Annotated in this window: 17 protein-coding genes; 3 read left to right on the top strand and 14 right to left on the bottom strand. The window is 45.8% G+C overall.

The features are described from left to right. Positions 1–148: 148 nt before the first annotated feature. The 7 genes from NSQ20_RS14120 to NSQ20_RS14090 form a co-directional block, all read right to left on the bottom strand. Positions 149–607, bottom strand: a complete 459-nt coding sequence (locus tag NSQ20_RS14120) for a VanZ family protein (protein WP_339286537.1) — start codon at positions 605–607, stop codon at positions 149–151. A 41-nt stretch (positions 608–648) separates the two neighbouring features. Then, positions 649–1,518, bottom strand: coding sequence for an AraC family transcriptional regulator (locus NSQ20_RS14115; RefSeq protein ID WP_340032779.1), 870 nt, complete (start codon positions 1,516–1,518; stop codon positions 649–651). A gap of 265 nt (positions 1,519–1,783) precedes the next feature. Then, positions 1,784–4,216, bottom strand: coding sequence for a glycogen/starch/alpha-glucan phosphorylase (locus NSQ20_RS14110; protein WP_340032778.1), 2,433 nt, complete (start codon positions 4,214–4,216; stop codon positions 1,784–1,786). 336 nt (positions 4,217–4,552) lie between these two features. Next, the gene (glgD, locus tag NSQ20_RS14105) at positions 4,553–5,656 is read right to left on the bottom strand and encodes a glucose-1-phosphate adenylyltransferase subunit GlgD (RefSeq protein WP_036608765.1); all 1,104 of its coding nucleotides are present in this window, start codon (positions 5,654–5,656) and stop codon (positions 4,553–4,555) included. Positions 5,657–5,682: 26 nt separating this feature from the next. Beyond that, entirely contained in the window at positions 5,683–6,852 is a 1,170-nt protein-coding gene (locus NSQ20_RS14100; protein WP_036608767.1) for a glucose-1-phosphate adenylyltransferase, read from the bottom strand. A gap of 519 nt (positions 6,853–7,371) precedes the next feature. After that, the gene (locus NSQ20_RS14095) at positions 7,372–8,523 is read right to left on the bottom strand and encodes an iron-containing alcohol dehydrogenase (RefSeq protein ID WP_340032777.1); all 1,152 of its coding nucleotides are present in this window, start codon (positions 8,521–8,523) and stop codon (positions 7,372–7,374) included. 246 nt (positions 8,524–8,769) lie between these two features. Then, complete coding sequence (locus tag NSQ20_RS14090) at positions 8,770–10,464, bottom strand: M3 family oligoendopeptidase (RefSeq protein ID WP_076217123.1); 1,695 nt, start codon at positions 10,462–10,464, stop codon at positions 8,770–8,772. 607 nt (positions 10,465–11,071) lie between these two features. On the opposite strand from NSQ20_RS14090, the gene NSQ20_RS14085 reads away from it, so the two are divergent. Beyond that, a complete protein-coding gene (locus NSQ20_RS14085) occupies positions 11,072–11,827 on the top strand; it encodes a hypothetical protein (protein ID WP_340032776.1) in 756 nt (251 codons plus the stop codon). Between the two features lie 117 nt (positions 11,828–11,944). Next, positions 11,945–12,157 (top strand): hypothetical protein, encoded by a 213-nt coding sequence (locus NSQ20_RS14080; protein ID WP_017688899.1) that lies wholly within the window; start codon positions 11,945–11,947, stop codon positions 12,155–12,157. A 50-nt stretch (positions 12,158–12,207) separates the two neighbouring features. Here NSQ20_RS14080 and NSQ20_RS14075 read toward each other — a convergent pair whose 3' ends face one another. Continuing rightward, entirely contained in the window at positions 12,208–14,955 is a 2,748-nt protein-coding gene (locus tag NSQ20_RS14075) for a PAS domain S-box protein (protein ID WP_340032775.1), read from the bottom strand. Between the two features lie 210 nt (positions 14,956–15,165). On the opposite strand from NSQ20_RS14075, the gene NSQ20_RS14070 reads away from it, so the two are divergent. Beyond that, entirely contained in the window at positions 15,166–15,990 is an 825-nt protein-coding gene (locus tag NSQ20_RS14070; protein WP_076327827.1) for a protein-glutamine gamma-glutamyltransferase, read from the top strand. Positions 15,991–16,179: 189 nt separating this feature from the next. Here NSQ20_RS14070 and infC read toward each other — a convergent pair whose 3' ends face one another. From infC to NSQ20_RS14040, 6 genes are all read right to left on the bottom strand, one after another. After that, complete coding sequence (gene infC, locus NSQ20_RS14065; RefSeq protein WP_047842654.1) at positions 16,180–16,671, bottom strand: translation initiation factor IF-3; 492 nt, start codon at positions 16,669–16,671, stop codon at positions 16,180–16,182. 120 nt (positions 16,672–16,791) lie between these two features. Continuing rightward, positions 16,792–17,724, bottom strand: coding sequence for a manganese-dependent inorganic pyrophosphatase (locus NSQ20_RS14060; RefSeq protein WP_017688903.1), 933 nt, complete (start codon positions 17,722–17,724; stop codon positions 16,792–16,794). Positions 17,725–18,168: 444 nt separating this feature from the next. Next, positions 18,169–18,921, bottom strand: coding sequence for a metallophosphoesterase family protein (locus tag NSQ20_RS14055; protein WP_340032774.1), 753 nt, complete (start codon positions 18,919–18,921; stop codon positions 18,169–18,171). A gap of 99 nt (positions 18,922–19,020) precedes the next feature. After that, positions 19,021–20,028 (bottom strand): LLM class flavin-dependent oxidoreductase, encoded by a 1,008-nt coding sequence (locus tag NSQ20_RS14050; RefSeq protein ID WP_036670607.1) that lies wholly within the window; start codon positions 20,026–20,028, stop codon positions 19,021–19,023. A gap of 234 nt (positions 20,029–20,262) precedes the next feature. Further along, positions 20,263–22,200 (bottom strand): LTA synthase family protein, encoded by a 1,938-nt coding sequence (locus tag NSQ20_RS14045; protein WP_340032773.1) that lies wholly within the window; start codon positions 22,198–22,200, stop codon positions 20,263–20,265. A 115-nt stretch (positions 22,201–22,315) separates the two neighbouring features. Beyond that, positions 22,316–24,688: a putative PEP-binding protein gene (locus NSQ20_RS14040; protein ID WP_340032772.1), complete on the bottom strand. Its 2,373-nt coding sequence runs from the start codon at positions 24,686–24,688 to the stop codon at positions 22,316–22,318. Positions 24,689–24,918: the final 230 nt, after the last annotated feature.

Below are 24,918 nucleotides of genomic sequence, written 5' to 3'. Positions count from 1 at the left end.
CGTTTCGTGTAAATGTTTAGTTAAATTTATATATAATCTCTGCTCACTGTATTAAGCCGTTAATATGTTTTATCCGAAATGATTCCCTTGTAAACATTTGAAAGGTATCTTATGCAAAAAGACCCGGTCATGGACCGCGATCTGCGGTTCAATTCCGAGTCCTTTTTTGTGAACATAAGACTAACTTAAATCCGGTGTAACCTATCCAGGCACCGATCGTGTTCAGAATGATATCATCCACATCAAACGAACCTACACGTGTAATCAATTGTGTGACCTCAACACCCAGTAGAAGTAAAACAACTGTCGATGTAAAGGTCAGAAATGTGCGGCACCTCCGAAACAACCATGGGATCCAGATACCCAGCGGAATGAACAATACGATATTGCCAAACAGGTTTTTGACCCAGGTATCTGTATTGTACCTCTCCCTCTCCATAAGAAGTGGACGAATCGTCTCGAAGGGTACGAAATTATATTGATAATACATGCTAGGTGTTCGTCCACTGACAAACAGTAAAATGCCCATAATCAGTATATAGAGCGCTGCCATGCAAGCAACAATGGTCAGCATCCACTTGGAGTGGAGCCACGACTTTTCGCTCATCCATCCGTCCTCCGACCTTGAATTCCGCGAAGCGGTAAGGTCTATTTTAATGGGATATAGATCTTCATGTCCAGTTGTTCAGGGGTCGATTTCCAGACATCCGTCACTTCAAAGTCAGGCCCTTCCCTCCGCTCATAGTTCGACTGCGGCAGCCAGCTGCCATAGATCATTTTCCGAATATCCTGCCCTGAGCCTTCCACGGTGAATTCTGCATACAAGCCACCTGGAATTTCAATCGAAGCAAAACCGGGTTCAAGTACCTGTGATGCTCCACTGCTTTCTTCACCCACAATAAAAGAAAATGCTCCATCCTCTTCAAAATGACAAGCCACACCATAAGCCATATCAGGGCGTGTCCTCTCCGGGATCGCCATGAATTTCTGTTCCATGCCAAAATCGTGATAAAATCCGGGTATTTCAGCATAATGCTGATTGTCATTCAGGTTGGTCTTATATTCATAGCCGACAATCCAGTTCGGTTCCCGTGTGACCAGACGGGGTGTGTTCATGTGAAAAGTTCCACCAAGCGAAGTTCGATAATCGTTAAAATCAATGCTCTGTTGCATCTTCAGAAGAGACAATTGATCCACTTCCAGCTTACGTAGCTTCGCCGGTGTCATTCCAAAGTAGGCTGAAAATGCACGGGTAAATGCCTCTTGAGATTGATAGCCAAAGCTCATCGCAATGTCCAGTATGCCTTCCGATGTGCCTCGCAGCATCCCTACAGCTTCCGTTAATCTGCGTCTGCGCACGTACTCCAGTACCGTGAATCCCGTGATCGCCTGAAATAAACGCTGAAAATGAAACGCCGAAAAGCTCGCAGCAGCGGACGTCTCTCTGATATTAAAATCATCTTGCAAATGCTGTTCCAAATACTCAATAGCAAGCTGAATTCGTGTGTAATGATCCATAGTGACGGCTCCCCTATCTAATTCAAAATATCAAACAATTTCTTATGTAGTATGACTGAGATCCAGATCATTTTTTTGATTTTGTGTGCGAACTTGTATGATGAAAAATGCGTGAGTTTCGCTTATCTTCAAGTTGAATGACACTATGATACACACTGTATGCCAAAATCCCCTTGTTCTACAAGAGATACTCTCTACTCTGGTTGATTTACCAGCAGAGATGGCTCTTGTGAACAAGGGGACTTGTTTGTTTAACAATCTGTTCTTAACCTTTCCAGTTCCCGGACACGGGATGAATACCCCAGATATCTGTCGCATACTCACTAATGGTACGATCACTGGAGAATATGCCGGAATGTGCCGTGTTTAATATCGCTTTCCGAGTCCAGCCCGGAATATCCCGATACGCCTGGTCAATCGCAGCATGCGCGTCGGCATAAGCAGCAAAATCACGCAATACAAAGTATTCGTCACCATGGGCCAGTAAGGAGTCATAAATATCCCAGAACTCCCCGTCACGATAACAGAATGCACCTGGATGCACCAGTTGCTCCACGACCTCGCGAATGCGTTCATCGTGCTGCACGATCTCATTCGGACGATAGCTGCCTGAACGATAATACTCAAGTACTTCGTCTGCACGCAGACCATAGATGAACATATTTTCTTCCCCAACCTGCTCCGCCATCTCCACGTTGGCTCCATCCATCGTGCCAATCGTTAAAGCCCCGTTCATCATAAATTTCATGTTGCCCGTACCGGAAGCTTCCTTACCTGCGGTTGAGATCTGTTCACTAACATCCGCAGCGGGAATGATCTTCTCTGCAAGAGAGACGGAATAATTTTCGAGGAAAAATACCTTCAAGCGGTCATTCACGGCCGCATCCCGATTCACCGTGTCAGCCACGTTGTTGATCAGCTTGATAATTTTCTTGGCAAAATAATAACTCGGCGCTGCCTTGGCACCAAAGATGAACGTACGTGGTACCATATCAAACGAAGCATCATTCTTAAGCCGGTTATACAAATGCATAACATGCAGAATGTTCAACAGTTGACGTTTGTACCCGTGTAGTCTCTTCACCTGTACATCAAAGATGGAATTCGGATTCACTGCTGTCCCGGTATGATCCAGAATATACGCAGCAAGCCGCTCTTTGTTATCCCGCTTAATTGAACGGAACTGCTCCTGGAATGATGTATTATCCGCAAAACCAGCCAACTGGTCCAGCTTGCCCGGCTCTGTTATCCATTCGTTACCGATTGTATCCGTGATGAGATCCGACAGTTTCGGATTGGCATGCATCAACCAGCGGCGATGGGTGATACCATTCGTTTTGTTATTGAAACGCTCTGGATACAGTTCGTAGAACGGAGCCATCTCGCGCTCTTTCAAGATCTCGGTGTGCAGAGCAGCAACACCATTCACGCTATGACTGCCTACAATCGCCAAATGCGCCATCCGTACCTGATCGTTTGCAACAATAGCCAGATGCCCTATGCGATCCTGATCTCCCGGATACCGGTCCAGCAGCATGCCACAGAAGCGTTTGTTGATCTCTTCAATGATCATGTAGATTCGTGGCAGCAGCCTGCTGATCATGGATACAGGCCACTTCTCAAGCGCCTCACTAAGCGTTGTATGATTGGTATACGATACAGTACGGGTTGTGATATCCCATGCTTCATCCCAGCCGTACCCCTTCACATCAATCAGGATGCGCATCAGTTCTGGTATAACCAAGGTTGGATGCGTGTCATTAATGTGGAAGGCCACTTTATCAGGCAAACGATCATACGGTAACTCCAGCTTGTTGAACGTACGCAAGGCGCTCTGTACACCTGCTGAGCACATGAAGTATTGCTGCTTCAATCGCAGCAACTTTCCTTCATACTGAGAGTCATCCGGATACAGGAATTCCGAGATTGATTCAACCGATCGGCTATAATCCAGATAACCGTAGTAGTTCGAAGGGGTGTCGAGTGAAGTCTCGCGCTTTGGCTCGGCACTCCATAGACGCAATGTATTCACATGGGTTTGACCATACCCTATGACAGGCACGTCATAGGGTATGGCGACAACCGATTCGGCATCTTTTGTAACAAACTGATATTCTCCATCCTGCTCATGAGCTTCTACTCGGCCCCAGAACTGTACTTCCACCTTTTTGTCTGGACGGCGGACTTCCCATTCATTGCCCTTATCCAGCCAATTGTCGGGTAGCTCTACCTGATTACCATTGATGATTTTTTGCTCAAACAACCCGTATTTATATCGAATCCCGCAACCATGTCCTGCATATCGTAGTGATGCGAGTGAATCCAGGAAACAAGCAGCGAGTCGTCCCAGACCTCCATTACCGAGTCCTGCATCCGCCTCCTGTTCTTCTATCTCCTCCAAGGAGAAGCCCAGCTCAGCTAAACTGTCCCGCACCAATTCCAATTCATTCACATTCAACAGATTGTTGCCGAGCAGACGTCCAATCAGGAATTCCAGCGAGAAGTAATAGACCTGTTTATCCTGGCGCTGCTTGAACCCCTGATTCGACGCTGCCCAATCCTGGCCTGCATATTCACGAATCATGCTTCCCAGTACATGGTACACGTCTTCCTGTGTTGCTTCTTCAATCGGTTTGCCCAATTTGCTGACCAGATTCCGTGTAAATATACTCTTGAACGTTTCCTTGTTGTCAAACAAAAGTAGGTTCCTCCCGGGGAAATCCTGCAGGATGGTGGCGGTTCATATACTCAATTGCTCAACATTGTGCAAAGTGGCCGTTACGGTTACGAATCGTTCTTATGATCGCTGTTACCCCTGTATTTTCTTGAATTTATTATTTAGATGTGAAAATACAGTGATAAAGGCGAGCGCTTCGCTTCTTCAGAATCGATTTCGTCCCCTCCACTACGTTTGCACGTATGAAGGAGCTCTAACAGTGGCACCCGATGCTTAGTAAGTGTATGAACCTAAAATCCATCCTACAGGATTTTTATTTTATATATATTTATAGAAGATATCGGTTACGTGGGGGCATTAGATAATAGTACTTTTCGCTAAAATGTATGGATTCGACGGGTCGCCGATCAGCGTCTGTCCTCCGGTCAGCTTCACGTCTTTATCGAGAATGACATTCTCAAGTACCGTCCCCTCACCAATGTAACATTTCTGCATGATGATGGACCCTTTTATTTTGGCACCCTTGGCCACCTGTACACCACGGAACAGAATGCTGTCCTCCACCTCTCCACCTACTATGCAGCCATTCGCGAGAAGTGAATGTTTAACATCGGCGGTATCCAGGTATTTGGCAGGCGCTTCGTATTTAATTTTGGTCTGGATCGGATCTTCCTTGAAAAGTTGTTCATATTGCCCTGTGTTCAGCAGATCCATACTGTTGCGATAATAACTGTCAATGGAATTGATGACTGCGTGATAGCCATCATATGCATACGCAGCGATATTCAATCCATCCGGATTTTTTTGAATCACATCCCGGAAGAAATGGCTCTCGCCATGATCGATGCAGCGTTGCACCTGGCGCAGGAACAATTCTTTTTCCATGATGAAAATTTCTGTATATATATTCGGGTGATTAGCGCTTTGGTGAATGTCCACCACGTTACCGTCCCCGTCATGTTCAACTTTGACACAGGCGTCATGCTCAGGCAGCAGCTGATCTACTTTTTTGCAGACCAGTGTAACGTCCGCTCCTTTACTGATGTGATACCTGTAGACATCCTGGAGATCTGCTTTGGTCACATGGCGACTGCCCGCATGCACAACATATTGTCCTGCCCCTCTGTGGAAAAAGTCCAAATTGTTATGGAAATGCTGCAAATCCCCTTGTGATGTATCTGTTGGATCGTTCCAGTCTGGTGGCAAAATAAACATGCCACCATGCTTGCGATCCAAATCCCAAGGTTTACCGTCACCAAGATGGTCCATCAACGAGCGATATTTTCGCCGTACAAATACACCAATACTCTCAATGCCTGCATTCATCATATTGGATAGAACAAAATCGATCAGACGGTAACGTCCGGCATAAGGCACCGCGGCTCCGCAGCGAAAATACGTCAATTCCTTCAATTCTTCAAGTTCATGGTCAAGGTTAATAACTCCGATCAATTGTTTCATCGCATGCACCGTCCTTTTGACTTCAATTAGGCCTTGCTGGTTATTCCTTGGCGAAGCTGACGTTCCAGTTCTTCCTGATCCACGAGCAATATATCACTCTCATCTTCCGGTGCAGGCGAAATCTGTGTTCCATCCGGAATAACCAATCCTTCTGCGATAATAGCTCGGTAAATGCGCACATTTTGCCCGATTTTCACTCTTGGCATGATCACCGAATCGATGACCGCACTGTTCTCACCAACTTCAATTCCATAGAACAGCACAGAATGATTGACCTCACCATGCACTACAGTACCTTCACTAATAATACAATTCCGCACCTTGCCCGAAGGTGAGATGTATTGTGCAGGTTGGTTTGGATTACGTGTGAAAATACGCCAGTCCGGATCATTCAGATTAAACGGTGTGTCTTCGTCCAAAAGGTCCATATTGGATTCCCACAGACTGCGAATGGTACCAACGTCTTTCCAATAACCTTCAAATGGATACGCATATAAGGATTTTTCATTTTCAAGCAATAAAGGAATAATATCTTTACCAAAATCATAGGAGGTGGATGCCTGTTGTTCATCCTGGATCAGGAAACGTTTCAGTACATCCCACTTGAAGAGATAGATACCCATGGAAGCCAGTGTGCTCTTGGGCTCAGGAGGTTTTTCTTCAAATTCATAGATGCTATAGTCATCGTTGGTGTTCAGCACCCCGAACCGGCTGGCTTCTTCCAATGAGACATCAATGACCGATATGGTGCAATCCGCATCTTTTTCTTTGTGATACTGGAGCATTTTTTCGTAGTCCATCTTATAGATATGATCCCCTGACAGAATGAGCACATGCTCAGGATCGAATTGTTCAATAAAGTTCAGGTTCCGGAAGATCGCATCCGCTGTACCCCGGTACCAGTTGCTACCGTCTTCACGTTCATGTGGAGGAAGTACATATACCCCGCCGTTTTTCCGATCCAGATCCCAGTCACTGCCAATGCCAATATAGGAATGTAAGACAAGTGGTTCATATTGGGTCAATACACCCACTGTATCAATACCAGAATTAGAGCAGTTACTCAGCGGGAAATCAATGATTCGGTACGTGCCCCCAAAATATACAGCTGGCTTAGCCAGTGATTTGGTCAATCCTTTTAACCTCTTACCTTGCCCTCCGGCAAGTAGCATCGCTACAACTTCTTTTTTCGCCATCATTACAGCCTCCTCCACGTGCATTCGTTCTGATTCATTTCAGAGCCCATAATCGATATTCTGTTGTGTGGACACTGTTGTCTTGATTAGGAGCTTGCTGTACAGATGTGTAACCGGTGAATCTTTGTTGCAGTTGAACTTCTTGGATTGTAAATCCTGAAATAGAGATGATGCTGGTGTAGAATTGCTTGACTGTCTTACAGAGGTGAATGTTAGATGCAGAACTTAAGGTGTAGCTCGTGAACAATGAAATAGTCTACTCCTATTTAACATTAAACACGAAACGGACTGGGGAATCTTACTGGAAAACATCGACATCAAGTTGCGGGTAAGATTACCCTTTCTCTTGCCGCTGTTATTCATATTGTATTCGATAATAGAGAAGCAAAATCCTTTAGTTTTTGTGCAAACATTAAGTGGAAAAATAAGTAAAAAGAATGAGTTCACATGACAAAAAAGCCGACTTTCGATCCCGGCTCATTTTGTCTGTTATTTTGGTGTATCCGTTCCTGAAACAGTCTATATAATTTTGCGAAACAGCTCCATCACCTCATCCTTGGACGGTTGATAGGGATTGCCTGGTGCACAGGCATCTTTCATCGCGTTATCGGCAAGCAGTTCCACATCGGGATCTTTTACACCCAGTTCAGACAGTTTCTCAGGAATGCCGACTTCCTTCGATAGCTGACGTATGGCCTCAATGACGTAATCGGAACACTCCTCATCACTTCTACCCTTCACATCCATACCAATTGCCTTAGCAATATGACGGAATTTGCCGGGTACATGCTTGGCGTTCAACTCTTCCACATAGGGGAGTAACATTGCGTTACAGACACCATGCGGCAGATCATATACGCCACCCAGTTGATGCGCCATCGCATGGACATAACCCAGGCCCGCATTATTAAAAGCAATCCCGCCAAGGAAACACGCATACGTCATATGTTCCCGCGCTTCCAGATCACTGCCGTCTCTCACAGCTCTTGGCAAGTATTCAAAGATCAGTTCAACAGCTGCTGCAGCTGTCGCACTTGTCACTGTAAATCCACCGGGTGTAACCATCGCTTCTACGGCATGTGTCAATGCATCCATTCCTGTGGCCGCTGTGAGACTTGCAGGTTTGCTGAGCATCAGCTCCGGATCATTAACCGACAGGGAGACCAGACTGTTGCGGTCCACCATCACCATCTTAACTTTACGTTCCTCATCTGTAATCACGTAGTTAATTGTCACCTCACTCGATGTGCCAGCCGTTGTGTTAACCGCCACAAGTGGCACGGACTTATGTTTTGATTGATGAAATCCTTCATATTCGCGGATATGCCCACCGTTCGTAGCTACAATACCAATGCCTTTGGCAGCATCTTGCGGTGAACCTCCGCCTATTGATATAATGGCGTCACAGCCATGATCCTGGAATACTTGAAGTCCATCATGTACATTCTGACATGTTGGATTAGGCTGAACCTCATCATATACTACATAGTCTAACCCTGATTTTCTTAGTATAGACAGTACCTGTTCAGCAACACCTGAAGTAATCAATTGACGATCACTTACAACCAGCGCTTTGCGGATACCCATCTCTCCAATCATCTGACCTGCTTCCTGTAAACATCCTCTACCCATCAAGTTCACGGGCGGAACATAATATGCATGTGTTGCCATTTGAACCAGCCTCCTGTAACCCCTGATTTACTATCTTCATTGTAACTGAATCCGTTTTCAGATATAGTGAAATAAATCACAATGAGTCCGATAAATGTTACACTTAAGGTTGATTTTTCCCCGTAATGAAAAAGACGACCCAGACACCCGAAGGTCTCCAAGCCGTCTTACTTATCTATCTTAAAGCTTTATCCACTACTTATACCTTACCGAAGGTACTTACACTAAAAGCATCCTGACGAAGGCTTACAGCGCCTTATCGTTCACGCCGTCAAGCCATGCCTCAATATCACCAATTACGGAGGATACACAGCCATCCTCGAATGGAGAGTTCAATCCAGCCAGTTCAACCAATCCAGTGAAGGACAGGCTTCCTCCCGCTTTGCACAATGTCAGATAGTCGGCCCATGCGGACTTCATGTCCTCATTGCTGCGTTTCCAGAACTGGAATGCACAGATTTGTGCTAACGTATAGTCAATGTAATAGAATGGCGATGAGAAAATGTGACCCTGTTTATGCCAGAAACCACCTTGCTCCAAATACGCATTATCTTTGTAATTGATGTGTGGCAGATAGGTCTTCTCAATGTTGCGCCATGCCTGCTTACGCTCCGTTGGAGTTGCATCCGGGTTCGCATACACAAAATGCTGGAATTCATCCACAGCTACACCATACGGAATGAACAACAGACCGGAAGACAGGTGATCAAACTTGTACTTGTCCGTATCTTCCTTGAAGAACAACTGCATCCACGGCCATGTGAAAAACTCCATACTCATGGAATGAATCTCAGCCGATTCATATGTCGGCCAGTTGTATTCAGGCACTGCAAAATCACGGCTCTCATACACCTGGAAAGCATGACCTGCTTCATGTGTCAATACATCAATATCACCGGAAGTACCGTTGAAGTTGGAGAAGATAAACGGCACTTTGTAATCGTTCAGGAACGTACAATATCCGCCGCCCTGTTTACCTTTTTTACTTACCAGATCCATAAGCTCGTTTTCGGTCATCATCTGGAAAAATGCATCCGTCTCTGGTGATAATTCAGCGTACATTTTTTTACCATTATCAATAATCCAGTCCGCGTCACCTTTAGGTGTCGGGTTACCCGTCTTGAAGCTGAAACCCTGATCGTAATAATACAGCGTATCCACATCAATCCGATTACGCTGACGCTCTCTGAGTTTGGTCGCCACAGGCACGATATAATCACGGACTTGTGCACGGAAGTTGGCAACCATCTCGGCGTTGTAATCCGTACGGTTCATACGATCATAGCCAAGTTCCACATAGCTTGGATATCCCAGTTTCTTCGCGATCTGTGTACGTACTTTAACCAGTTCATCGTAAATGCGATCGAATTCAGCTTCATGTTCAGCCATGAACGTGTATCTGGCTTCCGAAGCACGCTCCCGCATGGAGCGATCCGTGGACAGTTCAAATGGATGAAGCTGTGGCAACGTGCGCTCTTCACCTTCGAACGGAATTTTGGCCGATGCGATCAACTGATTGTATTCTGTGGAAAGTTTGTTCTCCTTCTGGAGCTCTTCAATAATTTCCGGGCTGAATGTTTTCAGTGAAAGATCCGCCAGTTGGAACAGCTGTGAACCCCATTTTTGTTCCAACTCGTTGCGGAATTTGGAGTTAACCAATGCACGGTAAAAATCCGTAATATATTCCTGCACAATTGGTGCATTCTCATCCAGAAATTCGTTCTCCGCCTTGTAAAACTCATCATTGGTATCAATGGAATGACGGATGTAGACCAATTGGGCTTGTGTCTCAAAATCACTGCGTAGCGCGTTAATCTGATCCATGAACCCACTCTGTTCTTCAACCGTTGCCGCAGCTTCAAAACCGCTCAACAGCTCACGGAAAGATGTCTTGATGTGTTCCAGATTCGGACGTGTATACGTATACTCACTAAATTTCATTTATGTACACCCTTTCCTGTTTGGCAGAATTTCGGGAGTATCCCGAGTTAAACTACCCCCTATTATACAAAAGAGCAGCTAAAAAATCCCATAATTACGAAAAATATTTGTCCATCGGTCAAATTGTGCAACATGAATGGTTACAAATATTACTTACTTATGTAAGGTCAGTGCCTCACAATTTTTCCCCACACAAATAAGCCCGCCTCGCGTTAGCGAAGCCAGCTTATAGGTTGTCTCTCTTCTTTTCACATTTAAACAATACTAGCTTTGGTCTTTATCCATAATCTGATAGAACCAGCCCATTCCGACCATGCCCACGACCATAATAACGGCCATAATAATGATATATGTCATGAATGTAACCTCCCTGCTTCCGTATATTCATCACACTACTACTAGTGTACACGGTGAATCGCCGTTTGAATTGACCGAACATTGACAAAAATACGAAATCTTTAATTTTAATAAATGGATTATTTCCCCGATCACACTAATTCATACGTACCTCGCTGCACGGGTTCAAAGTTTCATCCGCCATGCTTACGGTGTATACTATACTTCTATGAAATGGAATTTGGATTTTTACGCAGAAAGGTTGAAAGACATGTCAACTCGCATTCCCTTACGTCAGCTATTTCTTACTGTTTTATTAGCCCTTATGTTATCTGTTTTGACCGCCTGTGCTGATGGAGAAGCCCATCTAACGGTAAATATGGATGGATCAACGGATCTGGATCTCAATCTCAACGTAAAGAACTCCGCTCTTGGAAAAATTGGACAAGACAATCTCATGCCTCTGATCGCAGATGCATTGAATCGAAATAACTTCCAGGCAGAGGTTTCGGAACAGGGAGATCAGAAGCAGCTCACAGCGACCACCCATTATGAAAAAAGCAATAAAACCAGCTTTGATACGTCCAAGTTACCACAAGGGATCAAAGTTGAACAAACAACTTCCCCCGGCTTCTTCACTTCCAAGATGCACATTACAGCAGAAGCCGATCTCATGGAGTCCATGCCCGATGGTGAGATCAAAAATCAAATTAACAAGGTGCCTAGCTTTCTTAAAAACCTCTTGTTAAAAGACGTTAACTTTGACTTTAAGTTGTCTTTGCCCATCAAGGCAGCCGATTCGAATGCGGATCAAGTGGAGGATGGCGGAAAAACGCTCATTTGGCACGTTTCACCCCTCCAGATGAATAAACTGGATCTGACTGTACAGGTTCCTAATATCCGGAATATCATCATAATTGCAGTCATAGGCCTATTATGTATCGCTGCTCTGCTCATTTGGTTTTTTGTTCGTCGCAGGCGGGCCAGACAGCGCCACAGTGCAAGATCACATCGTGGAAAAAATTAATTCTTCACACCAATTTTATTTGTGACTTGCCAAACGGTGTTATGGATAGTAGAATACATCCGTACTGTGTGAACGGTTAATTTTTTATTAAGCAAAGCTAAAGAGGTGACAGGTTTCATGAATATCCGCGAATGCCCACTACCTGGTATCGGAGTTAAGTACCAGTTTGATACAAAGGGCGGCCATCAGTTAGTCATTATTGTGCATGAGGACGGACGCCGTGAATTATTCTCCGTTGATCCACAAGACAACGAAGAACTCACTCTGATTGCAGATTTGGAAGATGACGAATGCGTGACTCTCTCCGGTTTAATCGGAGGCTGGTCGTAAATGACAGAATAACCTGTGCCTTGAATTTCAAGGCACAGGTTATTTTTCTGTTACGTTACCCTTTGAGAGCGAATATATGGAACCCATGTATTCAATACGCGGCTAATCTCCGTGGAATGAAACGGTTTGCTGATAAAGTCCTGCATCCCGCATTTCAGACACTCCTCACGGTCACCGGCGCCTGCAAAAGCTGTAATCGCTGCAATAACCGGTATGTCTGGGTGGCTCTGTCTGATGTGGCAGGTCGCTTCAATCCCATCCATAACGGGCATTTGAATATCCATAAACACCAGGTCATATTGAACCTTGTTCAATGAATCGACGGCCTGTGCACCATTCTCAACGATATCACAGACTCCGCCAAACTTGCGCAACATCTCCTCCAACAGATGACTGTTGACCGCTTGATCCTCAGCAATCAAAATTTTGATGTCATGGGCAAGACTCGCTCGATCCAATTGCAGTTCATCATTCGTGGTGATTTCAATCGGGTCATTACTTTCCTCTAACCACCGCTCCACTACGAGGGTGAACTGGAATTCTGCCCCCTCACCGATCTCACTCTGTACACCAATCGCTCCGCCCATTAATTCTACCAGTTTTTTGCTGATCGCAAGGCCTAGACCTGTCCCGCCAAACTTACGATTAATGGCCGGATCAAGCTGTGAGAAGGATTGGAACAACTGATGCTGCTTTTCTATTGGAATGCCAATCCCCGTATCTCTCACCTTAAAGGTCAACATCAGGTTATCCTGACCATGCTCATCTGAGAAATCAGCACCTACGCTCACCATAATACGGCCCTGCTCTGTGAATTTAACGGCATTACCCACCAGATTAATCAAAATCTGCCGGATTCGTGTCTCATCCCCTCGAATGCGTTCAGGAATATGGTCCGACACTTCACAATAGAGTTCAATATTTTTCTCTGATGCCTTCAGTGCAAACAGCTCGATCACCCCACCCAGCATCGCCTTAATATCTACAGGTGCGCGCTCAAGATCCATTTTGCCTGCTTCGATTTTGCTGAAATCCAAAATTTCGTTCAAAATGTACAAAAGGGATTCGCCGCTATCAATCATGATTTCCGCAAAACCTTTCTGTTCATCATCCAGCTCGGTTTCCATTAACAGATGGGCCATGCCCATGATGCCGTTTAATGGCGTACGAAGCTCATGACTCATGATGGCGAGAAACTCGGACTTGGCCCGGTCTGCATGCTCTGCTGCTTCCTTGGCACGTATGATGTCCTTAACAGATGTCATATCACGGAAAACCAACACTGCTCCGCGGGTTCTACCCTGATCCATAATCGGCTTCAATTGGAACTCCGCCAGGAAACTGGACCCATCCTGTCTCCAGAATACGGATTCGGTACGTGGCAGACCTCGTCCCTCACGAACAGCCTGTAGAATTGGTGTATCCTTGGATGGGTAGGGGATGCCTTCGCTCTGCATTTGGATCATCATCTGCTCTAATGGTCTGCCATTCAATTCACTTGGACAGAAGTTCATGATCTCCGCAGCGGCCGGATTGGCAAAGTTCAGATTCCCTTCCAGGTCCAGTCCAATAACACCTTCAGACATGCCATTCAAAATCAATGCCCGTTCATAACTAAGATTCTCGATTTCCTCGACGTAACGTTTGGACTCTGTGATGTCACTTGTAATCCCGTAGACCCCAACAACTTTGTCCTCAAGTATAATAGGAACATTAATCACATTTGTTTCAATCCGCTGCCCATTTTTGTGAATTAAACCTATCTCGTAGCTCTGTGCATTGCCCTTCACCGTTTCCTCAAAATGATATCGAGTCTTCTCCAGATCCACAGGATCAATGAGGTGATCAAAAGGCCGACTCAGCAGCTCCTCCTTGGTGTGTCCTGTCAACTGTTCCTGACCCATATTGGCTTTCAGCAGATTGCCTTCCAGATCAAGAGAAGCCACACCTAGGGGATTACAGTCAAATAACGATCTGTACTCCTGCATGCTTAACTGTTGTTGCTGGCTGGCTGTGATATCCCGGGTTACGGCGACCATCTCCATTAATTCACCTGAATCGTCATATACATAGTGCGTAATCGTATCTGCCCATACCGTAGATCCATCCTTATGTAACAGGCGATAATTGAGCCGTTTGGGAGCCAGACCCTTTCTCTGCTCTTCTACGTACGCTTCAACCAAAGGCACATCCTCCGGATAGATAACAAATGTTCCCGGCTTACCTATAACTTCTTCCAACTCATAGCCCAACATGCTTTTACATGCATTTGATACATATTTAAATGTACGACTTGAATCGGCATCATGTATTGCAATCAGGTCTAGTGAAGACTCCGCCAGCAGGCGAGAGATGCGACTGCTCTCTTCCAATTGCTTACGTTGCACAATGAGGATTTCCTCTGCATCTTTTTGTTTCGTAATGTCAGCAGCCTGTACCAACAGATACAATGGCTCACCATTCGTTTCATCCCTAACAATGCAAGCTCTAATGGTTGCCCACAATAACGAACCGTCCTTTCGTTTCAGACGAACCTCCGTCTCGTACATCGGACTTGTTTCATGAGTCATTTCCCAGAACTTGCTGCGGAATTCCTCCATATGCAGATCTTCTTCGTAGATCATATGTATGACCGAAGTATCGATCAGTTCATCTTCACTGTATGCAAGCATCTCGCAAAATGCAGGATTAAGCTGCAACCACCGTCCATTTACATGCGATGCGACAGCAATGCCGATTGGTGCGTGCGTATACAATTGTTCGAACAGAGATCGGCTCTCTGTAATGGATTTCGACATTACATGTCCTCCTTTATGAGAATCTGAATGTATTCCGTATGAATAGATCGACCTGAACATAACTTCATCTATAGAGTACTACCCCAAATGCCATGATTTATAAACGAGGTCAGACAAAATCCCTGCATGAATCGACATATACTACACAATACCCGTGCTCTCCCGATTATACAATGTTGAATATTCGAATAGGAACGGAGGTTATGGATCATGATCATTGTTGCTAATCAACCCGTCCAGCTGAACCGCTCGGAATGGTCTGATTTTGAATGGTATTGGTTACAGCAACTCCAGAATCGTCCAACGAGGTATGTGTACCAATCCATGGATCATCTTCGATTTGAATGGGACTTGAGGGGCTCTCTCGTGGAAGCCGCGGAAGGGCTGGATCGAAGCGGTGTGAGTTTTGCATCCTTTGAAAAATCCAGATGTAATCCTGCCTACTGGAATCGTAATGCGGAAGGTGGGTTTGAGCTAAGATCAAACGTGACCCCTGCCGACGGCATCCGGGATATCTGGAGGAATGGACACTTATATGCTTTTGAATGTGCAACAGCTACCGTTATTGTGCTGTATGGTGGCGTGCTGGGAAGCATTCGCGAAGACGCCTTTAATTCCCTGTTTCGCAATCTGTTACTCTTTGACTGGCATTATGACAGTGACCTGCGATTAACCGAAAAAAACGGTAGCGAAACCGCCCTGCCAGGAGATGTGCTGTATTTCAAAAATCCGGATGTTTCTCCGGAAACCCCCGAGTGGCAGGGAGAGAATACGTTCATGCTGCGCGAGAACTTGTATTATGGTCATGGCATTGGTATTGCAAGTGGCGAAGAGATTATACGCACCCTGAATCAGTTCCGCGTTCCAGGTAGCCGAGTCTCCGCCTACTTAATGGATATGGTGATCTATCCGGACTTCTTTTATTTATCCCGATTCGCCAAAAACAGCCAGAATAATATTGCCGCTGGTTCTACGCCCGTATTACCCGGACAGTTATATGTACGACTTGGTGGCAGCCGTTATTTACGCAGCTGAACTACTGAAACGGAAACGGATTTTGCATTAAATTGCGAACAATACCTCAATCCAAGTGATGACAAACAAGCCCAATACAGTAGCAGTTAACCTGCCACCTCATTGGGCTTTTTTACATCCAAAAAAAAATCATTACTATATCGACATTCGCTTTACCTTTGTGCTACATCGAGGATCGCTTCTGGCAGTTTACGCATTCGGGTCCAGTTGCACAACAACCTGTTTACCACTTACCTGAACACCTGTCGTTTTGCTACCGAATTCAGCCAGCGATTTGCTCAGTTGCTCAGCCCACTCCTTGCCTGCAACTCCTTCTTTGGCTCCATGCACCTGGATGACGAGTTTTACCGAATCACCCTTCTTCAGAATGCGCTCCGCCTGAGACTGCTTCGTCTCCCGGTCATGATCTTCCATCGCAAGGTTCAAGCGAATTTCCTTGACTTTACGTTTATCGGGAGATTTACTGGCTTTTTTCTTCGCCTGCTGCGCTTCTGCTTTGGCCGCTCCAGCTCCAATCAGCTTGCATGGCGGTGGACTTGTCATCAAGGACAAGCACACTAGATCTACTTTATGCTGCTTTGCAAGTAGAAGTGCTTCCTGCGTGGACATCACACCCAGATCTTCACCATTCAGGCCGGTCAGCTGCACTTCGGCTGCTTTGATCTTTTCATTTTTGATCATGATTCTTCCTCCTCTACATCAAAAGCCTGTCCTGACCATTTACGGATCAGAGCAGGCTAGGATGGTGTTGCTACTTATTTGTAATACTTATCAGCGTACAAATACGCCAATCGGTTTGATTTACAGCGTGTTGAATGCTTCCGTCAGAACCGGTACAATTTGTGATTTGCGTGATACTACGCCTTTCAAGATAGCTCTGCTATCAGACAGCGTCACATTGTAGGCTTTCTCCACTGCTTTAGTGGATGTACCATATGCCAAAGCTACGGAATCGTTGTTCAGAATGTCTGTTACGACAAATACAAACAGGTCGAGACCTTTGCTGGAAATGATCGCATCAATAGCTGCTTCAAGCTCAGGTTGCTTCACGAGAACATCATTCACGTCAACAGCATTAACCTGTGCAATTTCCACTTTGGATTGACCCATTACGAATTCTTTGGCATCCAGGGAAATTAGTTCAGCAATTGTTTTTTGGCTCAGATCCGCGCCAGCTTTCAGCATGTCCAGACCATAGCTGTCTGCATCTACACCAGCAATGGCAGCCAGTTCACGCGCAGCGGCTACGTCCTGCTCTGTGCAAGTCGGGGATTTGAACAACAGGGAATCGGAGATAATCGCAGACAGCATCAGGCCAGCAATCGGTGCACTCACTTCGATGCCATTTTCTTTGTACATTTTATTCAAAATGGTTGCTGTACAACCTACAGGCTCTGCACGGAAATACAGAGGTCCGCTTGTCTCAAAGTTAGCGATACGATGATGGTCGATAACTTCAACAACAGTCACTTCCTCAATATCGCTTACACTTTGCTGACGCTCGTTGTGGTCAACCAGAATAACTTTGTTTACTTCATTTGCAGCTGTTTTAATCAGACGTGGTGCTGCAATTTTGAATTGATCCAGTGCAAACTGGGTTTCACCATTGACTTCGCCGAGACGAACTGCTTCAACGTCCTGACCCAATTTTGTTTTGAGATCCGCATAGGCGATTGCCGAACAGATCGTATCCGTGTCGGGATTTTTGTGACCGAAGATTAACGCTTTTTCCATATTCATAGCCCTCCGTCAATTCTGATTTATATAAGTTTAACCAAAGAATGTTTACACTTGCCACTCCGATGACAGAATAACCTTCCGATCGCTGTTATCCCCAGATTTTTTGATTCCCTTTTAAAGGGAAAATCCGGTGATAAAGGCGAACGCTCCGCTTCTCCAGCTTTTTTCTGTCCTCTCCGTTCTCGTGTAAAAAGTTTAGTTGAACTTATATAGAAAATATATGTCATATTTCAATCATACCCTACTGATTATAGCGCTAATAAGGCTTAATTCCAATCCCTTTACAGCGAATTAATTGCAAATCATTCTCAGGCAAGTCATTTTGGAAAATAGCCAAACTTGGTTCATTCCCCTCAAGCTGATATGGTATGTATCCTATTTATTCCATCGTACAACCTTATAAATTAGCATACGAAACTCTGATACGCAACGAAAACATTAAATCTCAGGCTCTTCCGCGCTCTGCCCTTGCCGTACAAAAAAGGTCTGTAGACTGCCGTCCTCGCTAATCTCCAGCAGGTTCAGTTGTGCTCCGTAGGCACAACCACCATCAATGCCAATTTTGTCTCCGCTCGGGTCAAACCAAATGCCTGTCTCATCATGCAAATGCTTCACGGGGGTGTGTCCAAATACGACCGTCTCTCTAATCGTTGTTGGTCTGGAATAGAATGATTCACGAATCCAAATGAAGTCCCGCTCGGACTGGCTTCTCCAATCCTCGATATCCGGGTTGATCCCGGCATGCACAAAAATATAACCCGGAATCTCGTACACCAGCGGAAGCTGTTCCAGAAAACGAAGATGGTGTTCATAGTGTGTACGTATCCACTTTTTGGCTTCAGCATAAGCTTCCCAATCTATCTGTTGCTCATCATAAGTAAGTTCCAGATCCAGATAACTTGCCATCGTCTGTAATCCGCCATTACGAATCCAGTGTTGATCATATTGCTCAACATCCTGGGTTAACGCCTTGACCATCATGGCATCGTGATTGCCTTTAATCACCATAATATCGTGCTGTTGCTGAAGCTGCATAATCTGTTCGATGACCTGTTTGCTGCTTGGACCGCGATCCACATAATCACCGAGTAAAATCAATTCATCCTGCTGCGGATTATAATCTGCAAGCTTAAGCAGTGCATTAAATTCATCGTAACAGCCATGAATATCACTAATGACACATCTGCGCATGTGAATCTCTCCTCTCCCTGATCACGCAAGAGTATAACTGGAACCTTGTATGAGCAAGATTCCAGTCTGTTCAGAGTAGTTATTCCCGCTTGCTTACCATTAGTCCTGCTTGAGTCCAAAGGCTTCTGCAATCAAGCCGAATGAGCGCAGACGTGCTTCAAACGAATGGACCGCTGATGCGATAATGACTTCATCTGCTTCATGGCGTTCAGCCATTGCGGTAATTTTGTCTTTCACCTGATCCGGTGTTCCCACGATGGAAAAAGAACGACGTTGACGAATCTGTTCCATCTCCATCGCTGTGTATGGATAGTTGTTCACCGTCTCCAGAGATGGGAATGAACTTTGTTCAAGACCTCGTCCAAGGCGTAAGAAGAAAAGTTCATTGCTGCGTGCAAGTTCAGCTGCTTCTTCCTCTGTCTCCGCGCAGAATGCCGAGACAGCAATCATTGAATGTGGTTTGTCATTCAGGATGGACGGTTTGAAATGTCTGCGGTAATGTTTCATCGCTTCTTCGCCGCCTGGTGTTCCAAAGAATTGGGCAAACGCATACGACGTCCCTTGTGCCGCAGCAATTCTTGCACCTTCGGAGCTGGAACCCAGCAACCACACTTCTGGTACCGTGGGAACCGATGGTCCGGCTACCAGAGATGCAAACCGATGATCCTCGGGCAATTGCTCATGGAAGTATCCACCCAGATCCGCAATCTGTTGCGGAAAGAATTGTACATTCGATGATTTCCCCTCATTCAGAGCTCTGCTGGCAATTGGCATGCCACCTGGTGCTCTACCAATCCCAAGGTCAATCCGCCCCGGATGCAAAGCTTCCAGCAGACGGAAATTCTCCGCAACCTTATAAGCACTATAATGAGGTAACATAACGCCACCGGAACCTACGCGAATCCGATCCGTATGTGCAGCCACATGTGCAATCATAACTTCAGGACTGGAGAATGACAGCGCACCACTACCGTGATGCTCCGACATCCAGAACCGGGAGTACCCCAATTGATCCGCATGTTGTGCGAGTTTCACCGTTTCCTGCAACGTATCCTGTACACTTCGTCCTTCATTGATATGTCCATGTTCGAGTACACTCAGTTTCATATATATTCAATCCTCTCGTCTGTTAGGTTCATAAGTTCTGTGAATATGAGATCTGCGAATATTACGCGCTTTTGCTCACTTCATTCTTGCTCATTCCATTGTAACATTAATTATTACAGTTTCAAACTTTAGTTATCCTCTTTATTACCACACTTGTGCAAGAAACATGCAAAAAAACGCCACCAGCTTCTGAACTGGTGACGTTTTTGATCTGACCTATTGCAGAAAATTAATTTATGGTGCACGTTTTGGTAACAACTTCACATACTCGTCAGACAGTTTCATCAGGCTGAGCACATGTTCATAATCTGCACGATAGGGTTCCAAATCCGTTACCGGCTCGTATGTCTTCAGCGAATAGGCTGTTCCATCGTCAAAGCCTGCACCCGGAATAAACATGATGTCATTGTTGACAAATGAACCCGTCGGCAAGTAATACCGGATACCAAAGGCATTGTGGTCCATGTTGAGCAGATCATGTCCGAAGGCAGTGAATTTCTCATCCTGGAGCGAAACTCCCATCAGATTCATGATCGTTGGCAACATATCCAGCTGACCGCCAGGCTGCTCGATCAATTGTCCTTTGGTCTGTTTCGGCGTGTGGATCATGAACGGGATGTTGAATCGACTTACTTTACCGTCATAAGGGACGCCCAGATTGGCCTGAATCTGCTGTGTAATCTCTTCGTCAGCAGGCAGACCAAAGTGGTCTCCGTAGAGCACTAACGTTGTGTTATCCCATAATCCGTTCGCCTTCAACTCATTAATGAGTTGACCGATGGCATAGTCCGTATAATTGATCGCTTGCAGATAATCGTGAAGCAGTTTGTTCGTAATAGTCGCAGGAATCGTGATGCGTGCACGATCAGCGGGAACCGTAAACGGCGAGTGGCTCGATGCCGTAATGAACTGAGCATAGAACGGCTGAGTCGCAGCCTGATGCGCAGTCATTTTTTCCACACCTACACGGTACAACTCTTCATCCGATGGTCCAAAGTCATTGAATCTGTCATTCTCGAAGCTGGGCTTGTCGAAGTAACGAGTGAATCCGAGTGCCGGATACATCTTGTTCCGGTTCCAGAAGGTGACGTCATTGACGTGGTACGTCTCGGACTCATATCCCTCTTTTCCTAATAACTTAGGAAGACTTGGAAGTTCGCGGTCACTATACCCTGCTGACATGGGCACAACTCCGGTTGGATAGATAGACGTGTTCGACATGAACTCCGCATCTGATGTGTTTCCCTGTCCGATCTGTTGGAAAAAATGAGAGAAATAATAGCTTTCTTTGGCCAGATCATTCAGTACCGGTGTTAACTCCTGACCGTCTAATGAAGCATTAATCGGAAAATTCTGAAAGGACTCCAGTTGCAGTACGATCAGATTGCTGCCTTTGGCCTGACCAAAATATTTGGCTTTCACGGCTGTACCGTCACTTGGTTTATCCTGATACGGATACTGGCTAACCAGCTCATTGATCTTGGCAATCGTTTCGTTAATGTTGCCATTCGCAATGGCCTCATTTTCTTTGCTCGTCAGAATGGCAGACGATACCTGGTAGTTCAGGAAACCGAGATTCTCGGCTCGCACCAACTCGTTATCAATCGTTTCACCTTTGACAATAAAACTGCCAGACAGCACGATGCAGAATGCAGCCGTAAGCGCAACGCCGAGCTTGCCCCAGTAACGTCTACGAATTCTGCCAAAAGTCAAACCGCTATCGCGGTAACTGCTGCGGTTACGCCCGCCAGCACGTTTGCGCATAATCAACCATATTGGCAATGCCAGTACGATGTCTGCAAAAAACAGAAAGTGCTCCGGTCGTACCAGTGGTCCGATACTTCCCCGTACTTGGGCAACTTGCCCCAACTCACTTAGCGCGGTATATGTGGGTACCGAACTGAAATGAACGTTATACAGCGTAGCCGCGAACAACACCAGAGAAAACAGAATATTGAATCCTCCGTATACTGCTCGCTTCCAGCCTTTGGGCACGATCAGATCCAGCAGGCATACCACGGTTAGTGCGCCTAATGCGTCAGTTAACAGACCGATGCCGGACAGACCCTGGAAAAAGAAATACCGTAGCAGTGACAGCTTCAGCAGCATAAGAATGAATAACACGGCGAATAAGGTCCGTGATGAAGTTCGTTCATTTTTGGAATTATACATGGTCGCTTTCAACCCTTACCCTGAAATTTTACGTTCATTTTACAAAACGCATATTTCAGTATAACAGTTTTCTGGTTGCTATTCCATGGAAGTTCCGTGTAGGACAGGGTGAGCGTTACGCAATTGTAGAAATATCCGTGTTCTGCGTGTCTGCTCCCTCTCTCTGTGCCTTAATGGCTGCTTGTGCAGCAGCAATTCGTGCATAAGGGATCTGTTCAGGCAAACAGCTTACGTAATCCAGTCCAATGCGGTGGCAGAACGTAATCGACTCCAGGTCCACAACATTTTCCCCACAGATCCCTGTCTTCAGATGAGGTTTTCGAATTCGACCTTGGACTACCGCCATCTCAATCAGTTGTCCGACTCCCTCAATGTCCAACACATGAAATGGATTATTCGTTACCGTACGAGAGTCCGTATCACGTTGAAGGAGAAGGAGCCGCTTCTCAGCTTCATGGCGACTATATCCAAATGTCATCTCTGTCAGCTCATCCGTGCCAAACGAGAAAAAGTCAGCCTGGCGAGCAATGTGAGTCGCCGTCAGCGCCGTTCTCGGAGCTTCGATCATCGCCCCCACTCTATAGAGACAATGCCGCTTCTCCTCACCAAGCACTTGGTCCGCCACATGATCCACCAGATCTCTCATCACCTGAAGTTCATGCACATGACCGATCTGCGGGATCATAATCTCGGGACGTACCCACCAGCCTTGCCGGATGCCTTTCACCGCTGCGCGGAATATCGCTTCCAGCTGCATATCAACGATCTCCGGGAACACCGTACTCAGCCGACAAGCCTGTTGCCCCAATGTCGGATTATGTTCATGCAATTCACAGACTCTGCGAATTACACGCTCCAGTTCCTCCAGTTCAATCTGATGGTCTTTTTTCTCCTGCCACTCCTCTGCTTGTAACCACTCACGTCGTTTCTCCAACACTCCCAGATCCGGTAACAGTTCATGCAACGGCGAATCGAGCAGACGTATCGTTACCGGGTATCCATCCATCGCTTCGAATATTTGTTCAAAATCAGACTGCTGCATCGGCAACAGACGCTCCAACCCACGCCTGCGTTCGGATTCACTGTCTGCCAGGATCATTTTTTGTACAAATGGTAACCGCGCAGGTGATAACAGCATGTTCTCCGTCCGGCACAGACCTATTCCCTCTGCCCCTAGTAGCCGTGATGTCCTGGCATCCAGTGGATGATCTATATTGGCCAGTACCTTCAACTCTTTCACTTCATCAGCCCAATTGAGCAGTAGTTGCAGATCTGCTGATAAAAGTGAATCTGAGTTGTTATAAGCTGGACATTCATCATTAGTTACTGGCTGGATCTGTATGGGCAGATGTCCATTGCTCGCTTCGCTGTTAGAATCTGTGTAGTGTTGCTTCAACACTTCCGTGATATGCGCAGGTTCGATGCGAAGAAGTGCATCCTCCTTGGTGAGGAGTCCTTCATGGACAAAATCCACAGTACTCCTCAGTGTGGCTGTTGAGGATAATCGTGCGGGCTGGGTCTGCACAACATACAACGCGCCGGATTCAATCACAAAGGTGATTTCCTGCACTTCTCCCTTATGCGTCTCCAGCTGGCTACCTATCTCCAGCAAACTTGTGTACAGCTCAGGTTCGTCATTCCGTAAACGCTCCAGGCTGTGATCTGTTTGGCTCGCGTTCCCGGTTGGGACATATTGTCCTGTAATTCCCTTTTCTCCTGTAAGTGGGTTACACGTATATATTGTTCCGGTCCCGCTTGATTCTCCACATTTTCCATGCATCATCGTCTGTATAAGAACAGGAGCGCTTTGCTCCGAAGAGATGTAATATGATTTACGCATGATCTCGTCCTGAGATCTGGATGCTTTAATACGCTGTGAATGATATACCGCACGTACTGCTTCTTTGAATTGAATTTGAACATCTTGAGGAAAAGGGTTACGCCCCTCCCCTTCGATTAAATATTTAAACTCGGTAATGGTTAATTCAAGTTCCGTTTCATCCCGACCCTTGACGTGACTTGATATTTTTGTGAAAAATTCAGACGGAATTGCATATACCAGCTGTCCATATTCCTCTAAGTAATCTAGATAACATTGGAGTGCATACAACCGATCACCGGTTTGACGTGCGAGTCCTTCCACAGTAACATCATTCAGACCAACATTGAGCAGTGATTGTGTCGCAGTTGCTGAGGCTCGATCCTGGTCCGTACGTACCGCGAGTAGTAGCGGATTCTCCGAATGTCCGAAGAACTTCCCGGTTTGCTGTTCCAGATGCCGGATCGCGTTAATAATCTCTTCCTCTCCTTCACCGGAAAGATGTCCAAGACGGGTACAGAACTCGCGACAGCATTCCGTTGTGACTACAAATCCGGCTGGGACAGACCACCCTGCATGGATAAGTTCTGCAAGATCAGCCCCTTTACTGCCCATTAGCCCTTTCATCTCTGCCGTACCTTCTTCCAACAGAATTACCCGTTTTGTCATTACAGCTCTCCCATCCGCCATTCATGGCTATGCTTGAAGACTGCAATTCTTGCGTTACAGATCAGCCTTCACTCTAATGGTATGTCACAATCGTTCAGTCAAGGACATCCGCTTTTGCATTTTGTGCTCGTTATCCTGTTTTTTTGTAAACGTTACACTAAAATAAGATGAAACAAGCCTTTCGAGCAGTTGCATTGGCTCATTCATCAAAGTAACAAAAAAGAAGCCCC

It is taken from the genome of Paenibacillus sp. FSL K6-1122, from assembly GCF_037977015.1.
Classification (GTDB): domain Bacteria; phylum Bacillota; class Bacilli; order Paenibacillales; family Paenibacillaceae; genus Paenibacillus; species Paenibacillus amylolyticus.
This window is presented reverse-complemented; position numbering and strand designations above follow the sequence as displayed.

Bases quoted from the DNA above. Each gene is read 5' to 3' on its own strand.
- NSQ20_RS14120 (WP_339286537.1), bottom strand. From the start codon at position 607: ATGAGCGAAAAGTCGTGGCTCCACTCCAAGTGGATGCTGACCATTGTT.
- NSQ20_RS14115 (WP_340032779.1), bottom strand. From the start codon at position 1,518: ATGGATCATTACACACGAATTCAGCTTGCTATTGAGTATTTGGAACAG.
- glgD (WP_036608765.1), bottom strand. From the start codon at position 5,656: ATGAAACAATTGATCGGAGTTATTAACCTTGACCATGAACTTGAAGAA.
- NSQ20_RS14100 (WP_036608767.1), bottom strand. From the start codon at position 6,852: ATGGCGAAAAAAGAAGTTGTAGCGATGCTACTTGCCGGAGGGCAAGGT.
- NSQ20_RS14095 (WP_340032777.1), bottom strand. From the start codon at position 8,523: ATGGCAACACATGCATATTATGTTCCGCCCGTGAACTTGATGGGTAGA.
- NSQ20_RS14090 (WP_076217123.1), bottom strand. From the start codon at position 10,464: ATGAAATTTAGTGAGTATACGTATACACGTCCGAATCTGGAACACATC.
- NSQ20_RS14085 (WP_340032776.1), top strand. From the start codon at position 11,072: ATGTCAACTCGCATTCCCTTACGTCAGCTATTTCTTACTGTTTTATTA.
- NSQ20_RS14080 (WP_017688899.1), top strand. From the start codon at position 11,945: ATGAATATCCGCGAATGCCCACTACCTGGTATCGGAGTTAAGTACCAG.
- NSQ20_RS14075 (WP_340032775.1), bottom strand. From the start codon at position 14,955: ATGTCGAAATCCATTACAGAGAGCCGATCTCTGTTCGAACAATTGTAT.
- NSQ20_RS14070 (WP_076327827.1), top strand. From the start codon at position 15,166: ATGATCATTGTTGCTAATCAACCCGTCCAGCTGAACCGCTCGGAATGG.
- infC (WP_047842654.1), bottom strand. From the start codon at position 16,671: ATGATCAAAAATGAAAAGATCAAAGCAGCCGAAGTGCAGCTGACCGGC.
- NSQ20_RS14060 (WP_017688903.1), bottom strand. From the start codon at position 17,724: ATGGAAAAAGCGTTAATCTTCGGTCACAAAAATCCCGACACGGATACG.
- NSQ20_RS14055 (WP_340032774.1), bottom strand. From the start codon at position 18,921: ATGCGCAGATGTGTCATTAGTGATATTCATGGCTGTTACGATGAATTT.
- NSQ20_RS14050 (WP_036670607.1), bottom strand. From the start codon at position 20,028: ATGAAACTGAGTGTACTCGAACATGGACATATCAATGAAGGACGAAGT.
- NSQ20_RS14045 (WP_340032773.1), bottom strand. From the start codon at position 22,200: ATGTATAATTCCAAAAATGAACGAACTTCATCACGGACCTTATTCGCC.
- NSQ20_RS14040 (WP_340032772.1), bottom strand. From the start codon at position 24,688: ATGACAAAACGGGTAATTCTGTTGGAAGAAGGTACGGCAGAGATGAAA.